Origin of the sequence: Bdellovibrio sp., from assembly GCF_047637665.1 — a bacterium.
GTDB lineage: Bacteria > Bdellovibrionota > Bdellovibrionia > Bdellovibrionales > Bdellovibrionaceae > Bdellovibrio.
Genome location: NZ_JBLJBT010000044.1, coordinates 101,099 through 120,687 on the forward strand (window position 1 = coordinate 101,099; position 19,589 = coordinate 120,687).

At 47.3% G+C, this 19,589-nt stretch carries 19 protein-coding genes; 10 read left to right on the forward strand and 9 right to left on the reverse strand.

Going from position 1 to position 19,589, the window contains the following annotated elements; translation table 11 throughout:
* Nucleotides 1-5: 5 nt before the first annotated feature.
* Both ACM64D_RS15480 and ACM64D_RS15485 read right to left on the reverse strand, forming a co-directional pair.
* Nucleotides 6-539 carry a hypothetical protein gene (locus tag ACM64D_RS15480; RefSeq protein ID WP_415064137.1) on the reverse strand — a complete coding sequence of 178 codons (534 nt, stop codon included), beginning with the start codon at nt 537-539 and terminating at the stop codon, nt 6-8.
* Nucleotides 540-597: 58 nt separating this feature from the next.
* Nucleotides 598-1,215 (reverse strand): thymidine kinase, encoded by a 618-nt coding sequence (locus tag ACM64D_RS15485; RefSeq protein ID WP_415064138.1) that lies wholly within the window; start codon nt 1,213-1,215, stop codon nt 598-600.
* A gap of 293 nt (nt 1,216-1,508) precedes the next feature.
* Between ACM64D_RS15485 and mltF the strand changes: the two genes are divergently transcribed.
* Entirely contained in the window at nt 1,509-2,888 is a 1,380-nt protein-coding gene (mltF, locus tag ACM64D_RS15490; RefSeq protein ID WP_415064139.1) for a membrane-bound lytic murein transglycosylase MltF, read from the forward strand.
* A complete protein-coding gene (locus ACM64D_RS15495; protein ID WP_415064140.1) occupies nt 2,885-3,379 on the forward strand; it encodes a hypothetical protein in 495 nt (164 codons plus the stop codon). The genes mltF and ACM64D_RS15495 overlap by 4 nt, the downstream gene beginning before the upstream one ends.
* 23 nt (nt 3,380-3,402) lie before the next feature.
* Here ACM64D_RS15495 and glmS read toward each other — a convergent pair whose 3' ends face one another.
* A complete protein-coding gene (gene glmS, locus ACM64D_RS15500; RefSeq protein WP_415064141.1) occupies nt 3,403-5,289 on the reverse strand; it encodes a glutamine--fructose-6-phosphate transaminase (isomerizing) in 1,887 nt (628 codons plus the stop codon).
* A gap of 7 nt (nt 5,290-5,296) precedes the next feature.
* Nucleotides 5,297-6,691: a bifunctional UDP-N-acetylglucosamine diphosphorylase/glucosamine-1-phosphate N-acetyltransferase GlmU gene (gene glmU / locus ACM64D_RS15505; protein WP_415064142.1), complete on the reverse strand. Its 1,395-nt coding sequence runs from the start codon at nt 6,689-6,691 to the stop codon at nt 5,297-5,299.
* A gap of 57 nt (nt 6,692-6,748) precedes the next feature.
* Between glmU and ACM64D_RS15510 the strand changes: the two genes are divergently transcribed.
* The 3 genes from ACM64D_RS15510 to ACM64D_RS15520 are packed head-to-tail and all read left to right on the forward strand — an operon-like array spanning nt 6,749 to nt 9,972.
* Nucleotides 6,749-7,444 carry a M14 family murein peptide amidase A gene (locus ACM64D_RS15510; RefSeq protein WP_415064143.1) on the forward strand — a complete coding sequence of 232 codons (696 nt, stop codon included), beginning with the start codon at nt 6,749-6,751 and terminating at the stop codon, nt 7,442-7,444.
* A complete protein-coding gene (locus tag ACM64D_RS15515; protein WP_415064144.1) occupies nt 7,445-8,128 on the forward strand; it encodes an HAD hydrolase-like protein in 684 nt (227 codons plus the stop codon).
* The gene (locus tag ACM64D_RS15520; protein WP_415064145.1) at nt 8,116-9,972 is read left to right on the forward strand and encodes a histidine kinase dimerization/phospho-acceptor domain-containing protein; all 1,857 of its coding nucleotides are present in this window, start codon (nt 8,116-8,118) and stop codon (nt 9,970-9,972) included. Before ACM64D_RS15515 ends, ACM64D_RS15520 begins: the two co-directional genes overlap by 13 nt.
* On the opposite strand, the gene ACM64D_RS15525 is transcribed toward ACM64D_RS15520, so the two are convergent.
* Nucleotides 9,965-10,618: a methyltransferase gene (locus ACM64D_RS15525; protein WP_415064146.1), complete on the reverse strand. Its 654-nt coding sequence runs from the start codon at nt 10,616-10,618 to the stop codon at nt 9,965-9,967. The genes ACM64D_RS15520 and ACM64D_RS15525 overlap by 8 nt on opposite strands.
* A gap of 356 nt (nt 10,619-10,974) precedes the next feature.
* Here ACM64D_RS15525 and ACM64D_RS15530 point away from each other — a divergent pair, with 356 nt between their 5' ends.
* The gene (locus ACM64D_RS15530) at nt 10,975-12,378 is read left to right on the forward strand and encodes a sigma-54-dependent transcriptional regulator (RefSeq protein ID WP_415064147.1); all 1,404 of its coding nucleotides are present in this window, start codon (nt 10,975-10,977) and stop codon (nt 12,376-12,378) included.
* A 33-nt stretch (nt 12,379-12,411) separates the two neighbouring features.
* Here ACM64D_RS15530 and ACM64D_RS15535 read toward each other — a convergent pair whose 3' ends face one another.
* Together ACM64D_RS15535 and speB are read right to left on the reverse strand one after the other, a co-directional pair.
* Entirely contained in the window at nt 12,412-12,741 is a 330-nt protein-coding gene (locus ACM64D_RS15535) for a BON domain-containing protein (RefSeq protein WP_415064148.1), read from the reverse strand.
* Nucleotides 12,742-12,882: 141 nt separating this feature from the next.
* Entirely contained in the window at nt 12,883-13,815 is a 933-nt protein-coding gene (gene speB, locus ACM64D_RS15540) for an agmatinase (RefSeq protein WP_415064149.1), read from the reverse strand.
* A gap of 38 nt (nt 13,816-13,853) precedes the next feature.
* On the opposite strand from speB, the gene ACM64D_RS15545 reads away from it, so the two are divergent.
* The 4 genes from ACM64D_RS15545 to ACM64D_RS15560 all read left to right on the forward strand — a co-directional run bounded on the left by ACM64D_RS15545 (nt 13,854) and on the right by ACM64D_RS15560 (nt 17,195).
* A complete protein-coding gene (locus tag ACM64D_RS15545) occupies nt 13,854-14,837 on the forward strand; it encodes an A/G-specific adenine glycosylase (protein WP_415064150.1) in 984 nt (327 codons plus the stop codon).
* Nucleotides 14,834-15,859, forward strand: coding sequence for a TolB family protein (locus ACM64D_RS15550; RefSeq protein WP_415064151.1), 1,026 nt, complete (start codon nt 14,834-14,836; stop codon nt 15,857-15,859). Before ACM64D_RS15545 ends, ACM64D_RS15550 begins: the two co-directional genes overlap by 4 nt.
* Nucleotides 15,856-16,434 (forward strand): hypothetical protein, encoded by a 579-nt coding sequence (locus tag ACM64D_RS15555; RefSeq protein WP_415064152.1) that lies wholly within the window; start codon nt 15,856-15,858, stop codon nt 16,432-16,434. The genes ACM64D_RS15550 and ACM64D_RS15555 overlap by 4 nt, the downstream gene beginning before the upstream one ends.
* 80 nt (nt 16,435-16,514) lie before the next feature.
* Complete coding sequence (locus ACM64D_RS15560) at nt 16,515-17,195, forward strand: substrate-binding periplasmic protein (protein ID WP_415064153.1); 681 nt, start codon at nt 16,515-16,517, stop codon at nt 17,193-17,195.
* A 23-nt stretch (nt 17,196-17,218) separates the two neighbouring features.
* On the opposite strand, the gene ACM64D_RS15565 is transcribed toward ACM64D_RS15560, so the two are convergent.
* Both ACM64D_RS15565 and hemB read right to left on the reverse strand, forming a co-directional pair.
* Nucleotides 17,219-18,412 carry an exo-beta-N-acetylmuramidase NamZ domain-containing protein gene (locus ACM64D_RS15565; protein ID WP_415064154.1) on the reverse strand — a complete coding sequence of 398 codons (1,194 nt, stop codon included), beginning with the start codon at nt 18,410-18,412 and terminating at the stop codon, nt 17,219-17,221.
* 105 nt (nt 18,413-18,517) lie between these two features.
* The gene (gene hemB / locus ACM64D_RS15570) at nt 18,518-19,504 is read right to left on the reverse strand and encodes a porphobilinogen synthase (protein WP_415064155.1); all 987 of its coding nucleotides are present in this window, start codon (nt 19,502-19,504) and stop codon (nt 18,518-18,520) included.
* Between the last annotated feature and the right edge of the window lie 85 nt (nt 19,505-19,589).

Here is a 19,589-nt window from a genome sequence, read left to right on the forward strand (position 1 = left end):
ATTGCCTATTTTGCTCGGCAGGTCAGGCTTTGAGTCTGATAACCCAATCCATAGTTAGAAATATAGATGCCTCCAGTATATCCGCCCTCATACTTCAACTTTCCAAAGCTCTTTTTGAGTTTAGGCACCAAGGAAATCCATCCTCGTTCTTTTCCTGGAGTCGGTAAACTGGCTCTCATTTCACCGGCATACGCCACAGGCTCTTTACTGAATGTTGTCTTCGTTTCAGAAAAAAGGACATGAGATCCATCTTGCTGCTGAATATGAACCTGCACCACACCAGGGACCTGAAGTTCCCCAGCAAACTTCACGTCAGCCGCATGTTCCACGGGTGTTTCTAAATGAACTGTGATAACCAGATTTTCTTTTCGCGGAGGAACTGTCGGCGCATCCATACATAAGAAATCCTGCGCCGCTTGAGCACTGTCGTGACTTGTGCTTGCAGGAAGACGAGGTTCGCTAATTTTCTTTTCCGTGTGAGCACATGAGACCAGACCAAGGACAAGAAGAAGACCCAAGAACATTCCAGAAAACTTCATAAAATTCCCTTCTGAGTTTTCTTCTTATTTTGGCATCGAGCTAAATAGAATTCTATTTTTAAGTTGTAAAAGTCTCTTCCCGCTTCAGTTTCCAGTCCAAAGTAGGTTGATCCACCTCGGGCTTGAAGTGCTGACGGCAGCGAGCTTCATAGGCATCGTGAGTTCCCACAAGGACCTGCCCGTCTCCTCCGGCGGTTCTTTGGGTTCGACTGGCGGGAGATCCGCAGACCACACAGACAGCATGTTGTTTGGTCACGCTTTCGGCAATCGCCATCAGCGTCGGCATTGGTTCAAAAGGTTTCCCCTGCCAATCCGTATCCAGGCCCGCAATGATCACGCGCAAACCACGATCCGCCAGATCCTGAACGACCTTCACTAAGTTTTGCTCAAAAAATTGTCCTTCATCGATACCGACGACCTTCGTCCCCGGTTTAAGATGCGCCCAAATTTCTTCAGCATCGTTAATGGGCAAAGAACTGATGGTCGTCAAATCGTGAGAGGTCACAGCCATCTCGTTATAGCGTTTATCAATAATCGGTTTAAAAACCTGGATCTGCAGGCGAGCAAATTCGGCACGGCGAAGTCGACGGATCAACTCCTCAGTCTTTCCACTAAACATCGAACCCACAACGACTTCGATCCAACCACGGCTATGAACATAAGAGAACTCAGACACTAAACCCCTCCAGTGACTGCATTAGACAAGCCCACGATCAGGGAATCGCTAAAAAGTGTCAACCAAGGACCCGGGAAGTTCCGATCTCTGCAATTCCTTAAGGGCTGCGTCAGAATTATGAACCCTTCCCCAGGTTCCTGACGCCAACCTGTAACCCCACTGCGATGCTGAACTTTTTTCTAAATTAGGGACGATTTTCTGCATGAACCGCCCAAATTTCACATTTTTAAGACCTTGGAGGGCGGTTATTGCTTGCCCTGGCGCCGTGCCATCAGATACCTAGGCCGAACGTTATGGGTAAGATTTTAAGATTTCGACAGAAATTAGCCAAAGCCTTCCTGGTAGGGACTTTGGGGATCACAACCATCGCCATGAATGGCTGTGATTCAATTTATTGGGATGAACAAGCGAGCCTCGCTAAAGTTCAATCCAAAGGCGAAATCGTCGTCCTAACGACCCAAAGCCCTCTTATATATAGTCAGCCCAAAAAAGGTGAGGCGTTTGGAATCGACCATGATCTCTTGCAAAGCTTCTCGGCTCACTATCACCTCAAGATAAGGTACGTCGTCCTTCCCGATGAAGACTCCGTTTTAAGAGCGCTGTCAAACGGGGACGGAGATGTGGCGGCCGCCCGCCTGAGAACTCCTCGCAAAAACACGGGCTTTTTAATCAGCCCGGCCTATGAAGAAACGTACCTCAGCCTTTACTGCGATAAAAAGGCCCAAGTTCAAAACATCAAAGACCTCAACGGCAAAAAGATTTCTCTTCTTAATAAAGACAACTATCTCGGTCTTTCTCAACGCCTCAACCAACTTTCACCACAAATTCAAGTTGAGATTCTGGAAAACACCAAAACTCAAGACTTGATCGCCTCCGTTGCCCAGAAAAAAAATGACTGTGTCATTGCCGAAAATTTCAGTGGCGATTTCTACAGCCGCTATCATACTCAAATAGAAAAGGTGACGACTCTCACCGAGCCCTACTCTTTAAGCTGGCTTCTGAATCCCGACAGTCAGGATCTTTTGCTGCTAATGCAGTCTTGGTATCAACAAGCGTCTCGCCAAGACGAAATCATGCGCGCGTTGGATCGTTATAAAACTTACTTAGCTCAGTTAGATAAGCGAGATATCTCCAGATTCTTTAAAAAAATCCGCACGACTTTACCGACCTACAAACAGGCCTTCAAAGAGGCCGCAGAAGAACATGGTCTTCCTTGGCAGTTGGTCGCCTCAGTTGCCTATCAAGAGTCTCACTGGAACCCTGACGCCCGTAGTTTCACGGGAGTTCGTGGCCTCATGCAGCTGACCACGGACACTGCAGATCACGTGGGCATCGAAGACCGTACGGATCCGTTACAAAGTATTTGGGGTGGTTCCAAGTATCTCCGTTATCTCTTAGACAAAACGCCGACTCATCTCAATCCCAAGGACCGTCTGGCTTTGGCTTTAGCGGCCTATAATATCGGCTATGCTCATCTGCGTGATGCTCAGAAGTTGGCCGAGCGCATGGGACGCAATCCTCACTCCTGGAGACACCTTCGTGAAGTTCTGCCTCTGTTGGCCAATCCGGATTATGCCGCAGAACTGGAATACGGTCCTGCGCGAGGTTATGAAACCGTCGACTTCGTAGAACGAGTCAAATCCTTCTACAACCTGATGAATTCTGCGGGATGAGAATAAAAAGAATTGCGAGCTTTCTCAGTTTGCTCTCTATGGGGCTTTTGGCTGGTCATTCCGTGGCAATGTATTTCTTTATTGCTCCGGGAATGATGGGACTATCCGCGAAAGCCTTTGTCGAAGTGAACACCATCGCCGAACCTCTCTTCGAAAAAAGTGTCCCTCTTTTGTTTCTTGTCGTCTTTGTCAGTTTAGTGACCTGGATGGCGGCTATCTATAAAAACTGGAAAAGTGCCGAATTCATTCACTTGAGTTTTGCCCTTCTCTGTTTTGTAGATCAGCTCTACGTCACGTATCAGGCAAGTATGCCCTTAAATATTATCATGACGTCGTGGAAGAAGACACACGATCTGCCACCTCAATGGTTCACACTGCGAGAAGAATGGGCATCTATTATGAGCTACCATCTGGCTTTGAGCCTGACGGCGTTTGTTTTATTGATCCTGGCTCATCATCAACAAAAAACAAAACCCTTATCCCCTGCTTAGAATAAGAGTTCTGCTTTTTTCTATTATTCCACGGTCACTGATTTGGCTAGATTTCGCGGCTGATCCACGTCGTAGCCCAAATTACATGCAAGATGATAAGACATCAGTTGCAAGGGAATCACGGTCAGAATCGAATTCGTCGTCCAATGCGCCTTCGGAATCGACAAGTAGTACTCACTGATCTCACGAAGTTTTTCGTTTTCACCTGTCCCGATGGAAATCACCTTTCCACCCCGAGCTCGCGCCTCTTCCAAATTGCTGATCGTTTTTTCATAAAGATGATCCGTCGGAGCCACCATCACGATCGCCATACGCTCATCAATCAACGCCAAAGGACCATGCTTCATTTCACCTGCGGCATAACCTTCGGCATGCATGTAAGCCAATTCCTTGAGCTTCAAAGCTCCTTCCATGGCGATAGGAAAGCTGGTCCCCCGGCCCATGTATAAGAAACCTCGGAAGAGTTTCAGCTTTGAGGCCGCCTCTTCAAAATATTTATCGTAGGCCAGAACACCTTCCATTTGACTAGGAACTGCCAGCAAAGACTTAACCAATTCTTTTTCCATCGCTTCATTCATCGCACCGCGAGTGCGCGCCAAAGCAATAGCAAAACAGTTCAGAACAGCCATCGTGCTCGTGAAGGCTTTCGTGGAAGCCACGCCGATCTCAGGACCTGAGTTCATATAAAGATGACCATGAGCCTCGCGATCGATCGTCGAGCTGCGCACATTGCAGATACTCAAGGTCGTGGCGCCCAATTCCTTGGCCATGCGAATCGCCGCCAAGGTGTCCGCCGTTTCTCCACTTTGAGAAATCGTGATCACCAAGGACTTCGCCGGAATCACGGGATTGCGATAACGGAACTCACTGGCAATATCCACTTCCACAGGGACTTTCGCCAACTGTTCGATCAAATATTTTCCCACCATGCCCGCATAGTTACTAGTACCGCAAGCAATGATAAATACGCGCTCAATTCCTTTAAAAACTTCCTGAGTTTTCGCCCAGTCCGCTTTCGGGTCCAACTCTTCCAGTCTTTGTACGGGTTGACCGCCAAGGCCAACATTTTTTAAAGCGACAGAGAAGCTTTCAGGATTCACATGCGGCTCAATGGCTGCCGCCACCGCGCGCGGTTGCTCGTAAATTTCTTTGAGCATGTAGTGCGCGTATCCTTGTTTTTCCACCATCTCAGGATTCCAATTCAGTTCCACCACCTTCTTTTGAATCGGGAAACCGTTGGCCGAGAAAAAATGAACATCCACTCCTTTGATGGAGGCCACTTCGCGATCCTCCAAGTACACGAATTTTTTTGTGTACTGAATCAACGCTTGAACATCGCTGGCAACAAAAACCTCTTTTTCGCCCAAGCCCACAACCAAAGGAGGACCGTCTTTGAAAGCCACCAATCGATCCGGCTCTTGTTCCCACATCACAAGAATGGAAAAGGCCCCGCGAATCTTATCCAAAACGCTTTCCACCGCTTTAAATAAATCTTGAGTCACTTCGACTTCATTGGCGATCAAATGCGCCACCAATTCAGAGTCCGTGTCGGAGGTGATCTCCGCTCCTTGAGCAAGAAGTTCTTCGCGAATATCCAAATAATTTTCAATAATTCCGTTGTGAACCAGATTAATACCGCGCACCTGATGAGGATGGGCATTCTTTTCAGAAGGCTTCCCGTGAGTCGCCCAACGAGTATGACCAATTCCGATGTGGCCATCGAATTTTTCATTCACGAGCTTATCTTCAAGAGCCTTTAACTTGCCTTGAGCACGAACGCGCTTGGTTTTTCCTTGATCCAAGATGGCAACACCCGCGCTATCATACCCGCGATATTCCAATTTCTTAAGACCGTTCACGATAATATCTTTAGGATTCTGTGGGCCTAAATATCCAACAATTCCGCACATAACTCACCTACTCTTTAGTCTCTGGTTCATTGGCCTTGGGAGCATAATTTTCTTTAATAAACTGCTTTCCCCTCGCCACTGCCAAAGCTTTGGCTGGCACATTCTTCGTAATCGTCGAGCCGGAGCCAATGATGGCATCATCACCGACTTCGATGGGAGCCACAAACTGAGTGTCACTTCCGACGAAAACACGGTTGCCGATTTTGGTCTTATATTTCTTTCTGTCCGCAGCATAGTTGCAAGTTATAGTTCCGCAACCTACGTTCACTTCCTCGCCAATCTCGGCGTCCCCAAGATATGTCAAATGACCAGCTTTGGACTTCTTTCCGAATTTCACTTTTTTCATCTCAACGAAGTTGCCGACATGAGCTTCTTCAAAGATCTCGGTTTCAGGGCGCAGACGAGCATAAGGACCCACGGAAACTTTATTGTGAAGTTTGGAGGACTCTAGATAACTTCCGCCGCGCACCTGAACACTGTCACCAATCTCAGAATCCGAAATGAAGCTGTTGGATTCAATCACGGTGAAAGAGCCAATTTTAGAGCGCCCACGAATGAAGACATTCGGATAGATCACAGTCCCCGCGCCGATCTCCACACCTTCTTCCACATAGACTGTGCGAGGATCGATCATCAAAACGCCCTCTTCCATCAAGCGCAAGGCTTTGCGTTTGAAGAGCAAGCGCGTGGCCTTCGCCAATTCCACTTGGTTATTAACACCCACAGCCACTTTCGGAGTGGACTTGATTGCCTGCACACGGCACTTGTCTTGAATGCATAAAGAAATCAAGTCCGTGATGTAAAACTCTTTCTTGGCGTTGTTATTTTGAATCTTAGGAAGATACTCAGATAAGATGGACGCTTTAACGACATAGATGCCCGTATTGATCTCGTTGATCTTCAAAGCTTCGGCGGAAGCATCCTTGGCTTCTACAATCGCCATCAGATCGCCTTTGTGGCGCACAATACGGCCAAACTCCCCCGGGTTTTTTACGACAGCCGTGACCACGGCAAGATCGCACTTTTCATCGCGGAAAATGCGCAGGAAGTCTTTGATATCTGAAGCTTCGATCAACGGATGATCGCCATTCATGATCACGACATCCCCTTCAATCGTTTCAGGTTTGGCACAACGAACCGCGTGAGCCGTTCCCAACTGTTCGTCTTGAACGTAACAAGCCACACCCATGGGTTCGACCACTTGTCGAACCAGATTTTGACCATGGCCGACAATCACACGCACTTCCGAGGCACCGGCCTGTTTTGAAGCTTGAATCACTTTTTCAATCATGGGGCGACCCGCCACGGGATGTAAAACTTTAGGAAGAGGCGACTTCATGCGCGTCCCCTTCCCTGCGGCAAGAGCGATCACCGTCAATTTCTCAGATGCATTTGCAGACATTTATGATCTTCCTTTTAAAAGCTTTTCTTCTCTGAAAAAAACAGGCTTAATTGTCTCATGCAAGGAAAAATTTTTCATCAAACTTCTTGGGCTTCGACCGTACGGGGCACACCCATTGAGTTGTATAAAAAATCACACACTCTCAGTGGCTTTTCCGAGCGCCCTCTGCTTTTTGTTGGTGGCGTCCACGGTGATGAGCCCGAAGGCGTGCGCTTGGCCGAAGAGCTGCTGCGCTGGCTGCAAGAGGAAGAAGCCCTGAGAAGTGAGAAAATTCGTCCTTGGATTCTCATTCCCTGCATCAATCCTGATGGATACTCTCAAAATCAGCGCACCAATGCTCACGGCGTCGACCTGAATCGAAACTTTCCCTGTCGCGACTGGAGCCCTGAAGCCAAAGCACCTCGATATTATCCTGGCCTTTCGCCCGGGAGCGAAAAGGAAGTTCAGGCCTTGGTAAAACTCATTGAGGACGAAAAGCCACAGCTCATAGTACACTTTCATTCGTGGGAGCCTTGCGTTGTCTACACGGGTCTTCCCGGCAAACAGGCGGCAGAAGTTCTAGCCACTGGCACCGGATACGAAGCCCGCGAAGACATTGGATACCCGACCCCAGGCAGTCTGGGACAATATGGATGGATTGAACATCAAATCCCTGTTGTGTGCATTGAAGAGCAAGAGCACATCGACCTGAACCTGGTCTGGCCTCACTTTAAAACAGGTTTAGAGATGTTGCTCACAGGAAGAACACGTTGAATGGCGAAATATAAATCAATCTCTTTTGATTTGGACGACACTCTTTTGGACACCTCGGGCCTGCTTGTTCCCATGGCCGCGCAGCGAGCCTGCGAAGCGATGTTGGCCGCCGGTCTTCGCTGTGATCTCCAAGACTGTTTGAACATGCGACAAGAGCTTGCCTCTCGCTATTCCCATACGGAAATCTTCACACAGATCGTCAATCGTTATGGAACAAATCAACAAGGGAAAGCCATCCACGATGCCTTGGAGGAATTTTACAATCCTCAAGTTCCCGAATCCCTTCCTTTACTTCCTGGTTCTTTAGAGAATATTGAGAAGCTCAAAGAGTCCTATAACTTATTTCTAGTGACGATGGGTTCCTATGAATCTCAGGTCAAAAAAATCAAATCTCTTAAAATCGAACATCACTTCAAAAAGATCTATATTTTGAATGGCTTTATTGGAGAGAAAAAAGATTCTGCTTTTCGCGACATCTTAAGATCTGAAGGACATCGTCCCCACGAACTTCTCAGTGTGGGGAATCGCCTTTCCAGCGAAATTCGTGATGGAAAACGCGTGGGGGCCGACACTTGCTACTTCGCTTATGGTGAACACATCGGCGAAATACCACAGTACCCGGAAGATCATCCTGACTACACCATTACAAATCACAAGGATCTGATCCCGACATGCGGACTTTAAAAGCCAGCTTCCTTTTGATAGGACCCTGGGAGCCTCGGCTGCAAGAGCTGGGGGCGCATGTCGCCACCGATCTTCAACAAGCCTGGCATTGGATTCAAGACTCCACCTATGATGTCGTCGCCTTGTCCGTGACGTTGGTTTTGGGAAAACGCTTTCCCGAGTTCTATGAAGAAATCAAACGCTCGTCCCCCGCAACCCAGTTTATCGCCGTCGTGCCCGAAGATTTTTCTGCGCATCAGATGGCTTACCTTCATGAAGAATTCGCCTTTTCCCGAGTGATGAGCAGCTTTCAAGATGCGGATCTTGAAAGCCATCTCTTTTCCGCCTTGGAAGAAGCCAATCAGCGGAAACAAGATGAAAACTTGGCGTTACTGATTCGCGATCAAACAGCACAATTAAAACGCCTGCAAATTGAACTGGAAGAGCGTGTCCAAAGAAGAACCAAATTCCTCACCGAAGCAAGACGCAAACTGTTTTTAACAAACTCGCGCATCGAAGGCTTTAAACGGGCCTTGATGGCCGTGCACCAGGCAAGCTCCGTGGCAGAGATCGAACAACTTCTAAGTGATTCCATGGCTTCCACAGTTCAAACTTCCTGGATTCGCCTTTTCTTTCATCCTCAAGATGAGCTCTTTGCTCGTCAGGTGCAAAATCAACTAAACTTCACCCAACTTCAGGTTCCTCTTTTTAGACATCACGAAAAAGTCGGATCCATCTTCTTTTTGCGCGCACCCGATCACCCCTTTAATCGCGAGGAAAGTGATTTCCTGACCCGTGTGGCAGAGGCCGTGGCCTTAGCGTTGGATCGAATTCAAAAGCTTAAAGAATCCGAAGCCCTCAAGGAACAGTGGGAAGCCACCTTCAACTCTATGTCAGACCCCGTGGTTTTGATCGATACGAACTACGACATCATTCAATCCAATAAAGCTTTGGATGAACGCCTGCGTGAGCAAGAAAAAGAACAGACCTCCCGCAAATGTTACAAAGTGCTCTTCAATCGCGAGGAACCCTGCCCCGGCTGTCAGCGTGGAAGCAACTTCCGTGTGCAGTCCCCCGGCGCGTCCCCGCGCAGTTTTGAAGTGTACAGTCAAAGTTTGATTTTGGATTCGGACAAACCTGCTGTTTTCGTGAACCTCTATCACGACATCACTCAGCAACTCAAAATGGAGCGACAGATTCTTGAGTCCGCAAAAATGGCAGAGCTCGGAACTATCGGCTCTAGTATCGCCCACGAATTGAACAACCCTTTGGGCGGCATCTTGTCCTTCACTCAACTTATCAAAATGGACATGAACCCAGAGAACCCGCTTTATCCCGACATTGTTGAGATGGAGGCGGGCGTGCAAAGATGTAAAGAGATTGTGCAGAATCTTTTGGGCTTCACCCGCAACCCCAATGCGGATCAAGTGGGGGAAGTCCATCTTAAGGAAGCTTGTTTGCGGGCTCTTAAAATTGTTGAGCTGCAGACAAAGTCCCAAGGCATTGATGTGCGTTTGCATTTCCCCGGCGATGAAGTCACAACCTTGGGGCATTTAAATCTTTTAGCTCAAGGCCTTAAAAATATTCTACAAAATGCCATTGACCATGTGACCGATCGCGCTCGGCACGAAAAAGGATTCCGGGGAACTTTGGATATTGAGATCACCGGCACCTCTTCAGAGACCACAATTCTGATCACCGACAATGGAACGCCAGAAAAAAATCCCCATCTGCCGATCGGCTTGGGCCTTTCCGTCGCTTCACAAATTTTGCGAGACCATGAGGCGACCTTGGAGCTTTCCGTCGGCCCCCTTCAAGAAAACAAAGCCAAAATTTTGTTTCATCGTCCCCGCGAAACTAAATAGCCGAAATACAGACCAGAGCAGTCCCGCGAATATCGTCGACCTTTTCAATCTTAAAGGTGGGAGCCAGCAAACTCTGTGATTCGGAAAAAGCATCCCAACCATGATCGTCTAAATCTCGCAGTAAAATATAGGCCTGGCCTTGAGGGCTCAGCGCCTTTTTAAGGGCTTGAAGAAGAGTCGCAAAATCAGAATCCATAAAAAATCGACAGCGATTCTTAAAATCAGAGGGCGAAAGTTTGCCCTGACCGAGTCGAAAATACGGGGGATTGCTCACAATAAGATCATAGGAGTTAAAAAAAGACGGATCCTGAAGAAGCTGACTGTAGTTGATATTCAGAAATCGAGTCGCTGACGGAACTGACCCCAGTCGTTTGAGATTTTCTTCGAAGTGCGGTTGATAGATTCCTTGCACTTCAACAAAATCAAAAAAGGCGGGGGTCATGCCTTTTTCTTTTCGAGCGTGAAATAGAAAATCCAATCCCACGATCCCACAACCCGAACACAAATCAAGACCCCGCCAATTTTCCATCGCGCTGGCAGAGACTCGTTCAAACACCTTGCGCGCAAGCATCACAGAGTCATGAGAAAAGCGATACTCTTCAGGCTGTGAATAATGGAACGTGTAATGAGGGTTGATCGATGACATTCTCAAACTTTTATTGGCAGATTGCGGAAATGTCCACAGCTAGAGCGGGCTCTGGGCAAGGTTTTCGAGATTTTCTCGAGAATTTTCAAACGCCCGACTAGACCCTGCTTAAGAAATCATCAACCCCTGGTTCAGGTCTAAATAAATCCAAGTCTTCTTGTGGGCTTAGCTATTTCCGGGCCTTAAGGCAGCCCTGTTGATTACCTGTTTTACGGCAGAAAAAGTGGCAAATTTTTCCATGCCCCGTCCAGTTTTATGGTCCTGAAAGCCTTATCTGGCGCGGATTTTTTGACAGTCCCGTCAAAATCACACTATCCTAATTTTAGTGATTCGAACCCACCATGGAAGGAAGGTTCATGCGAAGCCAAAGAGTTCTTATATTAGATGATGAGTCCTCACTCCGCACCGCTCTGTTTCGAGTGCTTGACCGAAAAGGACTGAATGTCATCACCGCCAACAAGATTGAAGAAGCCAAAGTCTTGTGCCAAGGCGATACTCACATTGACTTAGCTATTGTTGATTTGAATCTTCCCGACGGAGACGGCATCGAGTTTATGGCGCACTTAAAGGCCATGAGCCCCGCCACGGAAGTGATTATCCTGACCGGTCATGCCACCATTGAGTCGGCAATTCGCGCGACACAAAAAGGAGCTTTCCACTTCGTCACCAAACCTTTTAATTTGGAAGAGCTGATGAGCTTGATCGAAAAAGCTCTGACTCATAAGAAGTTGCAGCAGGAAAACCAACAACTGCGCTCGGAACTTAATAAGAAATACAAGTTTGATCAAATCATCGGAACCAGCGAGCAAATTCAAGGTGTCTTGCGTTTGATTGAGCGCGTGGCGGATTCAGACTCTACCGTTTTGGTCACAGGCGAATCCGGAACGGGAAAAGAACTTATCGCTCGCGCCATTCACTATAACTCTCCTCGTGCAACGGGTCCTTTTATTCCTATTAATTGTGGCGCCATCCCCTCTGAGCTTCTAGAAAGTGAACTTTTTGGTCACGTGAAAGGAGCTTTCACCGGAGCTATCGCCAACCGTGTCGGTCGCTTTGAAATGGCGGACGGGGGAACCATCTTCCTGGATGAAATTGGCGATCTTGAGCCCTCCTTACAAGTGAAACTTTTGCGTGCCTTGCAAGAGCGCAGTTTTGAACCAGTCGGCTCCACCAAAACCGTGACTGTCAATGTTCGTGTGATCGCGGCTACCAATTTGAATTTGGAAGAAGCCGTTGAAAATGGAAATTTCCGCGAGGATCTTTTCTATCGCCTGAACGTCATTCCTATTACTGTCCCCGCTTTGCGTGAACGCAAAACCGATATTCCTTTGTTGCTGACTCATTTTATGGATGTCTTTAATAAAACCAAAGGTCGCGGTCTTTCGGGAATCACCCCCGATGCTTTAGAGTGTTTGGTGAACTACGCTTGGCCTGGAAACATCCGTGAGTTAGAAAATCTTGTCGAACGGATGACGATCCTTAAAGGACAAGGTCATGTCGATATCTCGGATTTACCGATCAAATACAAATCCGGAAAAACCTCCTCTTCAGAAATTGGCGGTTTGGATATTCCAGATAACGGCATGGACTTTAACTCGGCAGTAGATGCCTACGAAAATGCCCTGATCTTAAAGGCCCTTGAGAAAACAGGATGGAACCGCAATCAAGCCGCCACCTTGTTAAGATTGAATCGCACCACATTGGTAGAGAAGATTAAGAAAAAAGGTCTGACCCCACCCAATGAAATCGTTCCCAGCTAAAAAAAAGAAGCCCGCCGAAACAGCGGGCTTTTTTTATTCCTGAATAGAAATATTATTTTGCACGTCACGAACTCCCTCAACAGCCATGACCTTTTTCTTCAAGATGTCTCCCTCTTCCGGAGAAGAAATAGCTCCCTGCAAAACAGCGCGACCGTCGCGAATTTTGATATTCACATTTCGAGCCTCATGAGAAAGGGTGGTATCGCGTTCCAAACTTCGTCGAGCCATCGAGGCCAAGTCAGAGTCAGAGTAATTCATCATTGTGGGTCTTTGCGATCCTCGTCGCCCATAGGCACCCTCTTGAGCATTCACAGCAACACCCAGGAACGCGATCGCAAGAAGTAAAGCGAGTTGATTTTTCATAGATTCCTCCAAAGGTTTCGTCCAATTCAAATGATAACTCTCTATGAAAAAAACTGGGTAGACCTGCCCACAAAATACCAGGGGAGGCATGCCCGTTGACACCCTCCCCTTTGTTTTTAAACAGGAATTTAGATGAGCTTTTTATTTTTTTGAAAACAAATGAAGCATTTCAAAAAGAGCATCCATCCCCGCCAAAGCGGTGATGTCTGCATGATCAAAAGGAGGGGATATCTCGACGACATCACCACCGACAAGATTGGGAATTTTCAAAGCCCGGAAAATGCGTTGCACTTCATAAGTCGTCAGTCCCCCAGGAACAGGGGTTCCCGTTCCAGGAGCGCAACTTGGATCCAGATTGTCGATGTCATAGCTGATATAGGTCGGAGTTTCATCAAAGGTGGGCAATGTCTTTAAAAACTCGCTCAAGGATTGATTGCGGATCTCATCGACCGTGATGACACGAATGCCATTTCTTTTGACGAAATCCAAATCTTCGCCGCCTGCTAACGGTCCGCGAATACCGATTTGAACCATTTTTTGGGGATCCACTAAACCTTCTTCGACCGCATGACGGGCAAATGCGCCGTGATGGTACTCGCACCCCCACGCTGCGGGGTAAGTGTCTAAGTGAGCATCAAAGTGAATAAAAGCCAAAGGCTTTCCATACTTCTGCTTCAAAGCTCGCAAGACCGGCAATGTCGTGGAGTGATCGCCCCCGACCGACAAAAACTTTTTATTGTTCTTAAGAACTTCGCCGACAAACTTCTCAATGCGCTCGTAAGTTTGATTCTGATCGATCGGAACGGTCGGGCAATCACCGATATCCGCCACTTTGAGTTTTTCAAAAAAGTTCTCCATGCGAGTCATATGGAAACCCCGCCCAAGACTGGAGATCTCACGCACTTTCGAAGGAGCAAATCGCGCCCCGGGACGATAGGAAACCCCACCATCGTAAGGAATTCCAAAAATTCCAACTTCATAGTCTGCGTCTATTGCCACGTAAGGCAATCGGAAGAAAGTTTTAATCGCAGAAAATCGGGGAAACTCGCGTCCGCTGAGTGGCTTGTATTCCATATTGACTCCTCAATTATCTGAAGACTACATTACCGCGAATGACAGCAAAATACGACTATAAACTCGACCATAAGCACCTTACGCAATGGTACAAAAAGAATCACCGCTCGCTACCTTGGCGAGAGAATAAAGACCCTTATCGCATTTGGCTCTCGGAAGTGATGTTGCAACAAACCACCGTCATTGCGGTCATTCCTTATTTCGAAAAATTTCTAGAAAAATTTCCGACCGTTCACGCTTTGGCCGAAGCGCCCGAAAGCGAGGTTTTGGAAGCTTGGGCGGGGTTGGGGTATTACTCCCGCGCACGAAATCTTCACAAGGCCGCCAAAGCCCTGTCGACTCAAGGATTTCCAAAGACCGCCGCAGAACTCTTGGAGCTGCCAGGCTTTGGCCCTTACACCTCTCGCGCCGTTGCCAGCATTGCGTTTGGCGAAAAAGTCGGCGTCTTAGACGGCAACGTGATCCGCGTTCTGTCACGTCGTTATGGTTTGAAGCTGGAATGGTGGAACAATCAGGGACGGGCTATCCTTCAAAACATCTCTGACGAGTTGGCTTTGTTAGGACAAGCCGACGTCATAAACCAAGGCTTAATGGAGCTGGGGGCGACCGTCTGCACACCTCAGAAGGTCACCTGCATTTTATGTCCTTGGGCCTCGAGCTGTGTTGCACGGGAAAAAAATGCGGTGGAGAAGCTCCCCCTCAAAAAACCTCGCAAAGACAGCGAGGTCTGGGTCTGGAAGCCCCTTGTCGCAATCAAAGACCATAAAGTCGCTCTTGTTAAGAATGATTACGCCCCTTTCCTGAAAGGGCAGATGATTTTCCCAGGGGAAATTGCCAAGGAAAAAAACAAGCCCAAAGACTATGATGCCAAACACAACATCACACATCATGATATCTTTATTCAAATTACTCAGCGAAAATCAATGTCTGGAAAAAACATTGAGTGGGTTGAATTAAAAGAGCTGAAGAAGGTCAATCCTTCTTCCTTGCTACAGAAAGTACTGCATAAGGTTGAGATATGAAGTGGATCAGTGGTGCGATCGCGGGGTTGTTATTTCTTTTAGTTGGTTGCACCCATCTGAGCCTCACCAAAGACATCCTGTCTTCGGATTACCTTCTTGCCAAGGGTTCAAAACAAATCACCTTCCTTGGAGACAACGATCACCCGCGCTTTTCCGAGGATGGTACGCGTTTACTTTACACCAGTCGCAGCCGGGTTTTACACAAAGGCGCTCAGATTTATGAAGTGGATCTTCTGCGCAACAAAGATCGTCGAGTGACCTTCTCTGACGGTGACGCTTTTGATGCTATCTATATCAGCGATTCAGAAATTCTTTACGCTTCCACGACAGATGAAATCAAAGAAAGTCCTCTGTTAAATAAAAATTTCGACAAAGACTTTCCTCCGTCAGATTTGTATATGAGTGATCTCTATGGAAACGACATTTTGCGTGTCACTCAGCAACCTGGCTTTGATGCCAATCCGTTGTTTGTTCCCCACTCTGTAAAACCTTTTATTCTTTTCACGTCCCATCGCGGGGATCTGACGGGGATTTACCGCCTTGATCTTAGAAATCTTCCGGTCAGCCTTGTTTCTGCAGAAAAAGATAAAGAGAAAAGATTCCCCGCTCTCGCACCAGATCTGCAACAGGTGGCGTGGGTGGAAAAAAATCTCAAAACAGAAGAATACAGCCTTGTACTTTATTCTTTAAAAAAGAAGATGCCGCTCGTTTTAAAAAAAGGAGAGGGTGTTTACCGCGATCTCTTTTTTGCGCCTCGAACACCTCAAAGACTTTTCTATAGCATTCTTCGCAAGGGTGAAAAACAATACCAAATTGAAGTCTATGACCTCGAAAAGCAATGTACTCAGGTGGCCTTCAAGGGTCAGGATTCTTTATACTCCCCTGCACTCTCTAATGAATCCACAGAGCGATTGGCCTTTTCACGCTCATTTCAGGATAAAAAACAAATTTACATAGTGAACCTTCCCACGGATTTAGGCCCTTGCCTGGAACCCCCTGTACAAGCTACTCTTAAAGAGTGAGATACTTACTTAGCCTCCTTATCTATCTTCCTTTTGTCGCCATGGCCGCTCCTTATCCGGCGACCAGTTCTTCGGCCCTAACCACGCCAGAAAAAGGCCTCTATTTCTTACACAAAGGTTTCACTTTAAAAACAGAAGGCACAGATTGGGTCCCCGTCAGCAACTCGGAACAAAGCCTACTGGATACGGTCCGCTTTTCTTCAAAAGAAAGCCCACAGAACGGCAGTCTCAGCATTCGCACAGACAAGGTCGCAAAGAATGCGTCCCTAGAACTCTACACCCGCAAATGGATGCGGGATTACCCCAATTATGGCTTCGAGGTCATTTCTGCAAAAAATTTCAACCTCAATGGAAGCCCTGCTCTTGTCGTGGATATGTTATCGCGCACAAAGAATAAACAGATTCGCCAAGTGATTCTGAAAAACGAAGACCGCGTGGCGATCATGACTTGTCTTGATGATAAGAAAAATTTCTCAAAATCTCTGCAAAGTTGTAATCAAATAATGAAGTCCTTTGCTTGGAGCTCCCAACAAACGCCTTCTGAGAAATCAGAAACCGCGCAACCCGTTCAATAGCTGAGACCGACTCTTGAAAGAGTCGAGCCAGACTTTACAACCCAGACTCCTGAAACTATCCTGTTTAGACAGAGGTTTTCTTGAAATCTGTTTTTTTCGCGCTCATTCTTTGCCTCCCATTCACCGTCGGCGCTCAGGTTCCATTGAGGGTCGGAGTTCCCACGGGTCAAGATCCTCATATCTTTCTAGTTTCGAACCAACCCCAAGGAGATGAAGGCCACCTGTTGAATATGGCTCTGCACAAAGCGGGCTTTGCGCCTGAGTACTTTCACTTCCCCTCGTTGCGAGTCATTGAGCGACTTCGCAACAATCAAATTGATGCGACCATCAACGTCAAAGAAGAATCTCTCCCCTTTGCATTTAAGTCTTCCTTCTTCTATGACTTCCAAAATTGTGCTGTCACAAAAACCGACAAAAGAATTCATCTAAAGAAGACTGAAGATTTTAAAAACTTTGATGTGGTCGCCTTTAAAAATGCGAAGACGTCCTTAGAGAAGGATCACATCACAGAAATTATGACCACCGCAAAAAGCTATCGTGAAATTCAAGACGTCGACACTCGAATCAAACTTCTTAAGTCAGGACGCGTGGACGTCATGCTTTCTGAGAAATTAGTTTTTCTTCACTATTTGCAAAAGTTTGCGTTGGGATCTCCAGAAGAATACCGCTTTGACTGTCTTTTCAGCCCCAATCGCTACTATTTGATCTTCCGAGATAAGGAACATCGAGATCAGTTCGATCGAGCTTTCAAAGCCAAATAGCGAACGATCCCGAATAAAACTTTCTAATACAAAAGATATTTCTTTCGTTCTTTAGTCCAAGATTTTTCGTCTTTAGCTAACGCCGTTTCCAAATCCTTGGGAGTTGCTTTCGCGTCCTCAATCCAATTCTTCAAAGCAGGCCCTCCATTGATCACGTCAAAAGCCAGGCGGTCGCGAACATACTCGTAGGCAAAATCACGATAGATCGGATATTTCGGATGCATCTCGCGAATTACTTTGAGCATCAAGGCCACAAGGCGAAAAGGTTTAAAGTTCGCGTGTTGATAGCTTTGTGCATCCGTGTGGAACTGAAAACCATGACACAGTTTTCCCACATGCTTATGAAACGTAGGCTCAAAGAAGCACTCTCGCAACGTCACACCCTTAAACCATTGAGGTGCTTTCTTCTTCATGCGCAACAAAACTTCGGCAAAATCGATGTCTGAGGCCCCAATCACCTCCAACGCTCGAGTGGTCCCACGGCCTTCTGACAAGGTCGTGCCTTCAATCAACACGGTTCCTGAATAGGCGCGGGCCATGTTCAACGACGCTGCATTCGGTGATGGGTTCACCCAGGGTCTTTTTAAGTCCCAACCAAATCCAGGGCCTTTTTCCGGAGAATAGCCCTTCATCTTCACGACCTGAAGATCCAAATTCATCTTGTAGAAATCTTTAAAGTACAACGCCAACTCCCCCACCGTCAGACCATGGCGCATGGGAATCGGAGCCGCCCCGACAAAAGACTCCCACCCAGGAAGCATTTTAAATCCTTCGATAGGACGACCTGCCGGATTGGGGCGATCAAGGACGATCATGGTTTTGTTCAACTTCGCGCACTCTTCCATCACATACAATAATGTTGTGATAAAGGTGTAGATCCGACAGCCCAAATCTTGAAGATCAAAAAGAAGCACATCGAAGTGTTTCATCATCTCTGCCGTCGGGCGACGAACTTCACCGTATAGACTGAAAATCGGGATCTGATGGACCGGATCAACAAAGTCCAGGCTTTCGATCATATTGTCTTGTTTGTCGCCGCGGACTCCGTGCTGAGGACCGAAGGCGCAGGAAAGTTTGATCTTTTTAGAAAGCAAATCCAGGCTGTGCTGAAGATTTTCGTCGACACTGGCGGGATGACAAACCAACCCCACACGTTTCCCTTTCAGGGACTTCAACATCTTTGCATTCGACAACAAAACCTCAACGCCCAACTTCATACAACTTCCTTGTTAAGAGAAAATTGTAAACCAAAGCTTTTGAGGACGACCAGCGCTTTTTTTTAATCGGCCTCAACAGCAGGAGGTGGACGATAGTCGAGGGGGCTAAGTTCGATGAGTCGCGAGCCATTCCGCCATCGGCAAAGCGAAATAGGTGAAGATCACATCCGCCCCGGCGCGACGGATAGAGTAAAGAGTTTCCACCATCGCTCGGGTTTCATCGATGATACCTGCCTTGGCTCCGGCCTTGATCAGACCGTACTCACCACTGACATTGTAGGCCGCCACCGGCAAATGAGTGTGGGCTTTCACGTCGGCGATGATATCCAGATAGCTCAAAGCTGGCTTGACCATAACCATGTCAGCGCCTTCCATCTCATCCAACTCCACCTCACGCAAAGCTTCACGGGCATTGCGGAAGTCCATCTGATAAGTTTTTTTATCGCCAAACTTGGGCGCCGAATCCAGCGCCTCGCGGAAAGGACCATAGAAGCTAGAGGCATACTTGGCCGAATAAGAAAGAATTCCCGTATCAATGAAACCCTCTTGATCCAACGCCTCGCGAATCGCGCCCACGCGCCCATCCATCATGTCTGAAGGGGAAACAATATCCGCCCCCGCCTGCGCATGAACAATCGCCATCTTCGCCAGAACTTCGACTGTTTCATCATTCAAAATCTTCCCGTCTTTAACAATGCCATCGTGACCATCCGACGAGTAAGGATCTAAAGCGACATCTGAAATCAAAGTCACTTCCGGAAACTTGTCACGAATCATTTTCAAAGTCGTCGGCAAAAGGCCGTTCGGATTGAGCGATTCTTTCCCATAAGGATCTTTATGCACTTCCGAAAGAGCGGGAAAAAGATCAAAGGTCTTCACTCCTAAAGCGACGGCTTTCCCCACTTCCTGTAAAAGAACATCGGGACTCATGCGATAGATCCCCGGCATGGACTGAATCACCTGTTGCTGACCTTTTCCTTCGCAAAGAAATAAGGGTAAAACAAGTTGAGACACTCTCAAATCTGTCTCTGCCACCATTTGTCGCAAAGCTTCTGTCTTACGATTCCGTCTGGGTCTTTGAGTGAGCTTCATGATTCCTCCACCGGGTCCTTATAAAATTTGAACCTAAGTCCTTGTGCGCCGTGCTCCAAACAGGCTGATGACAATTCGATGACAC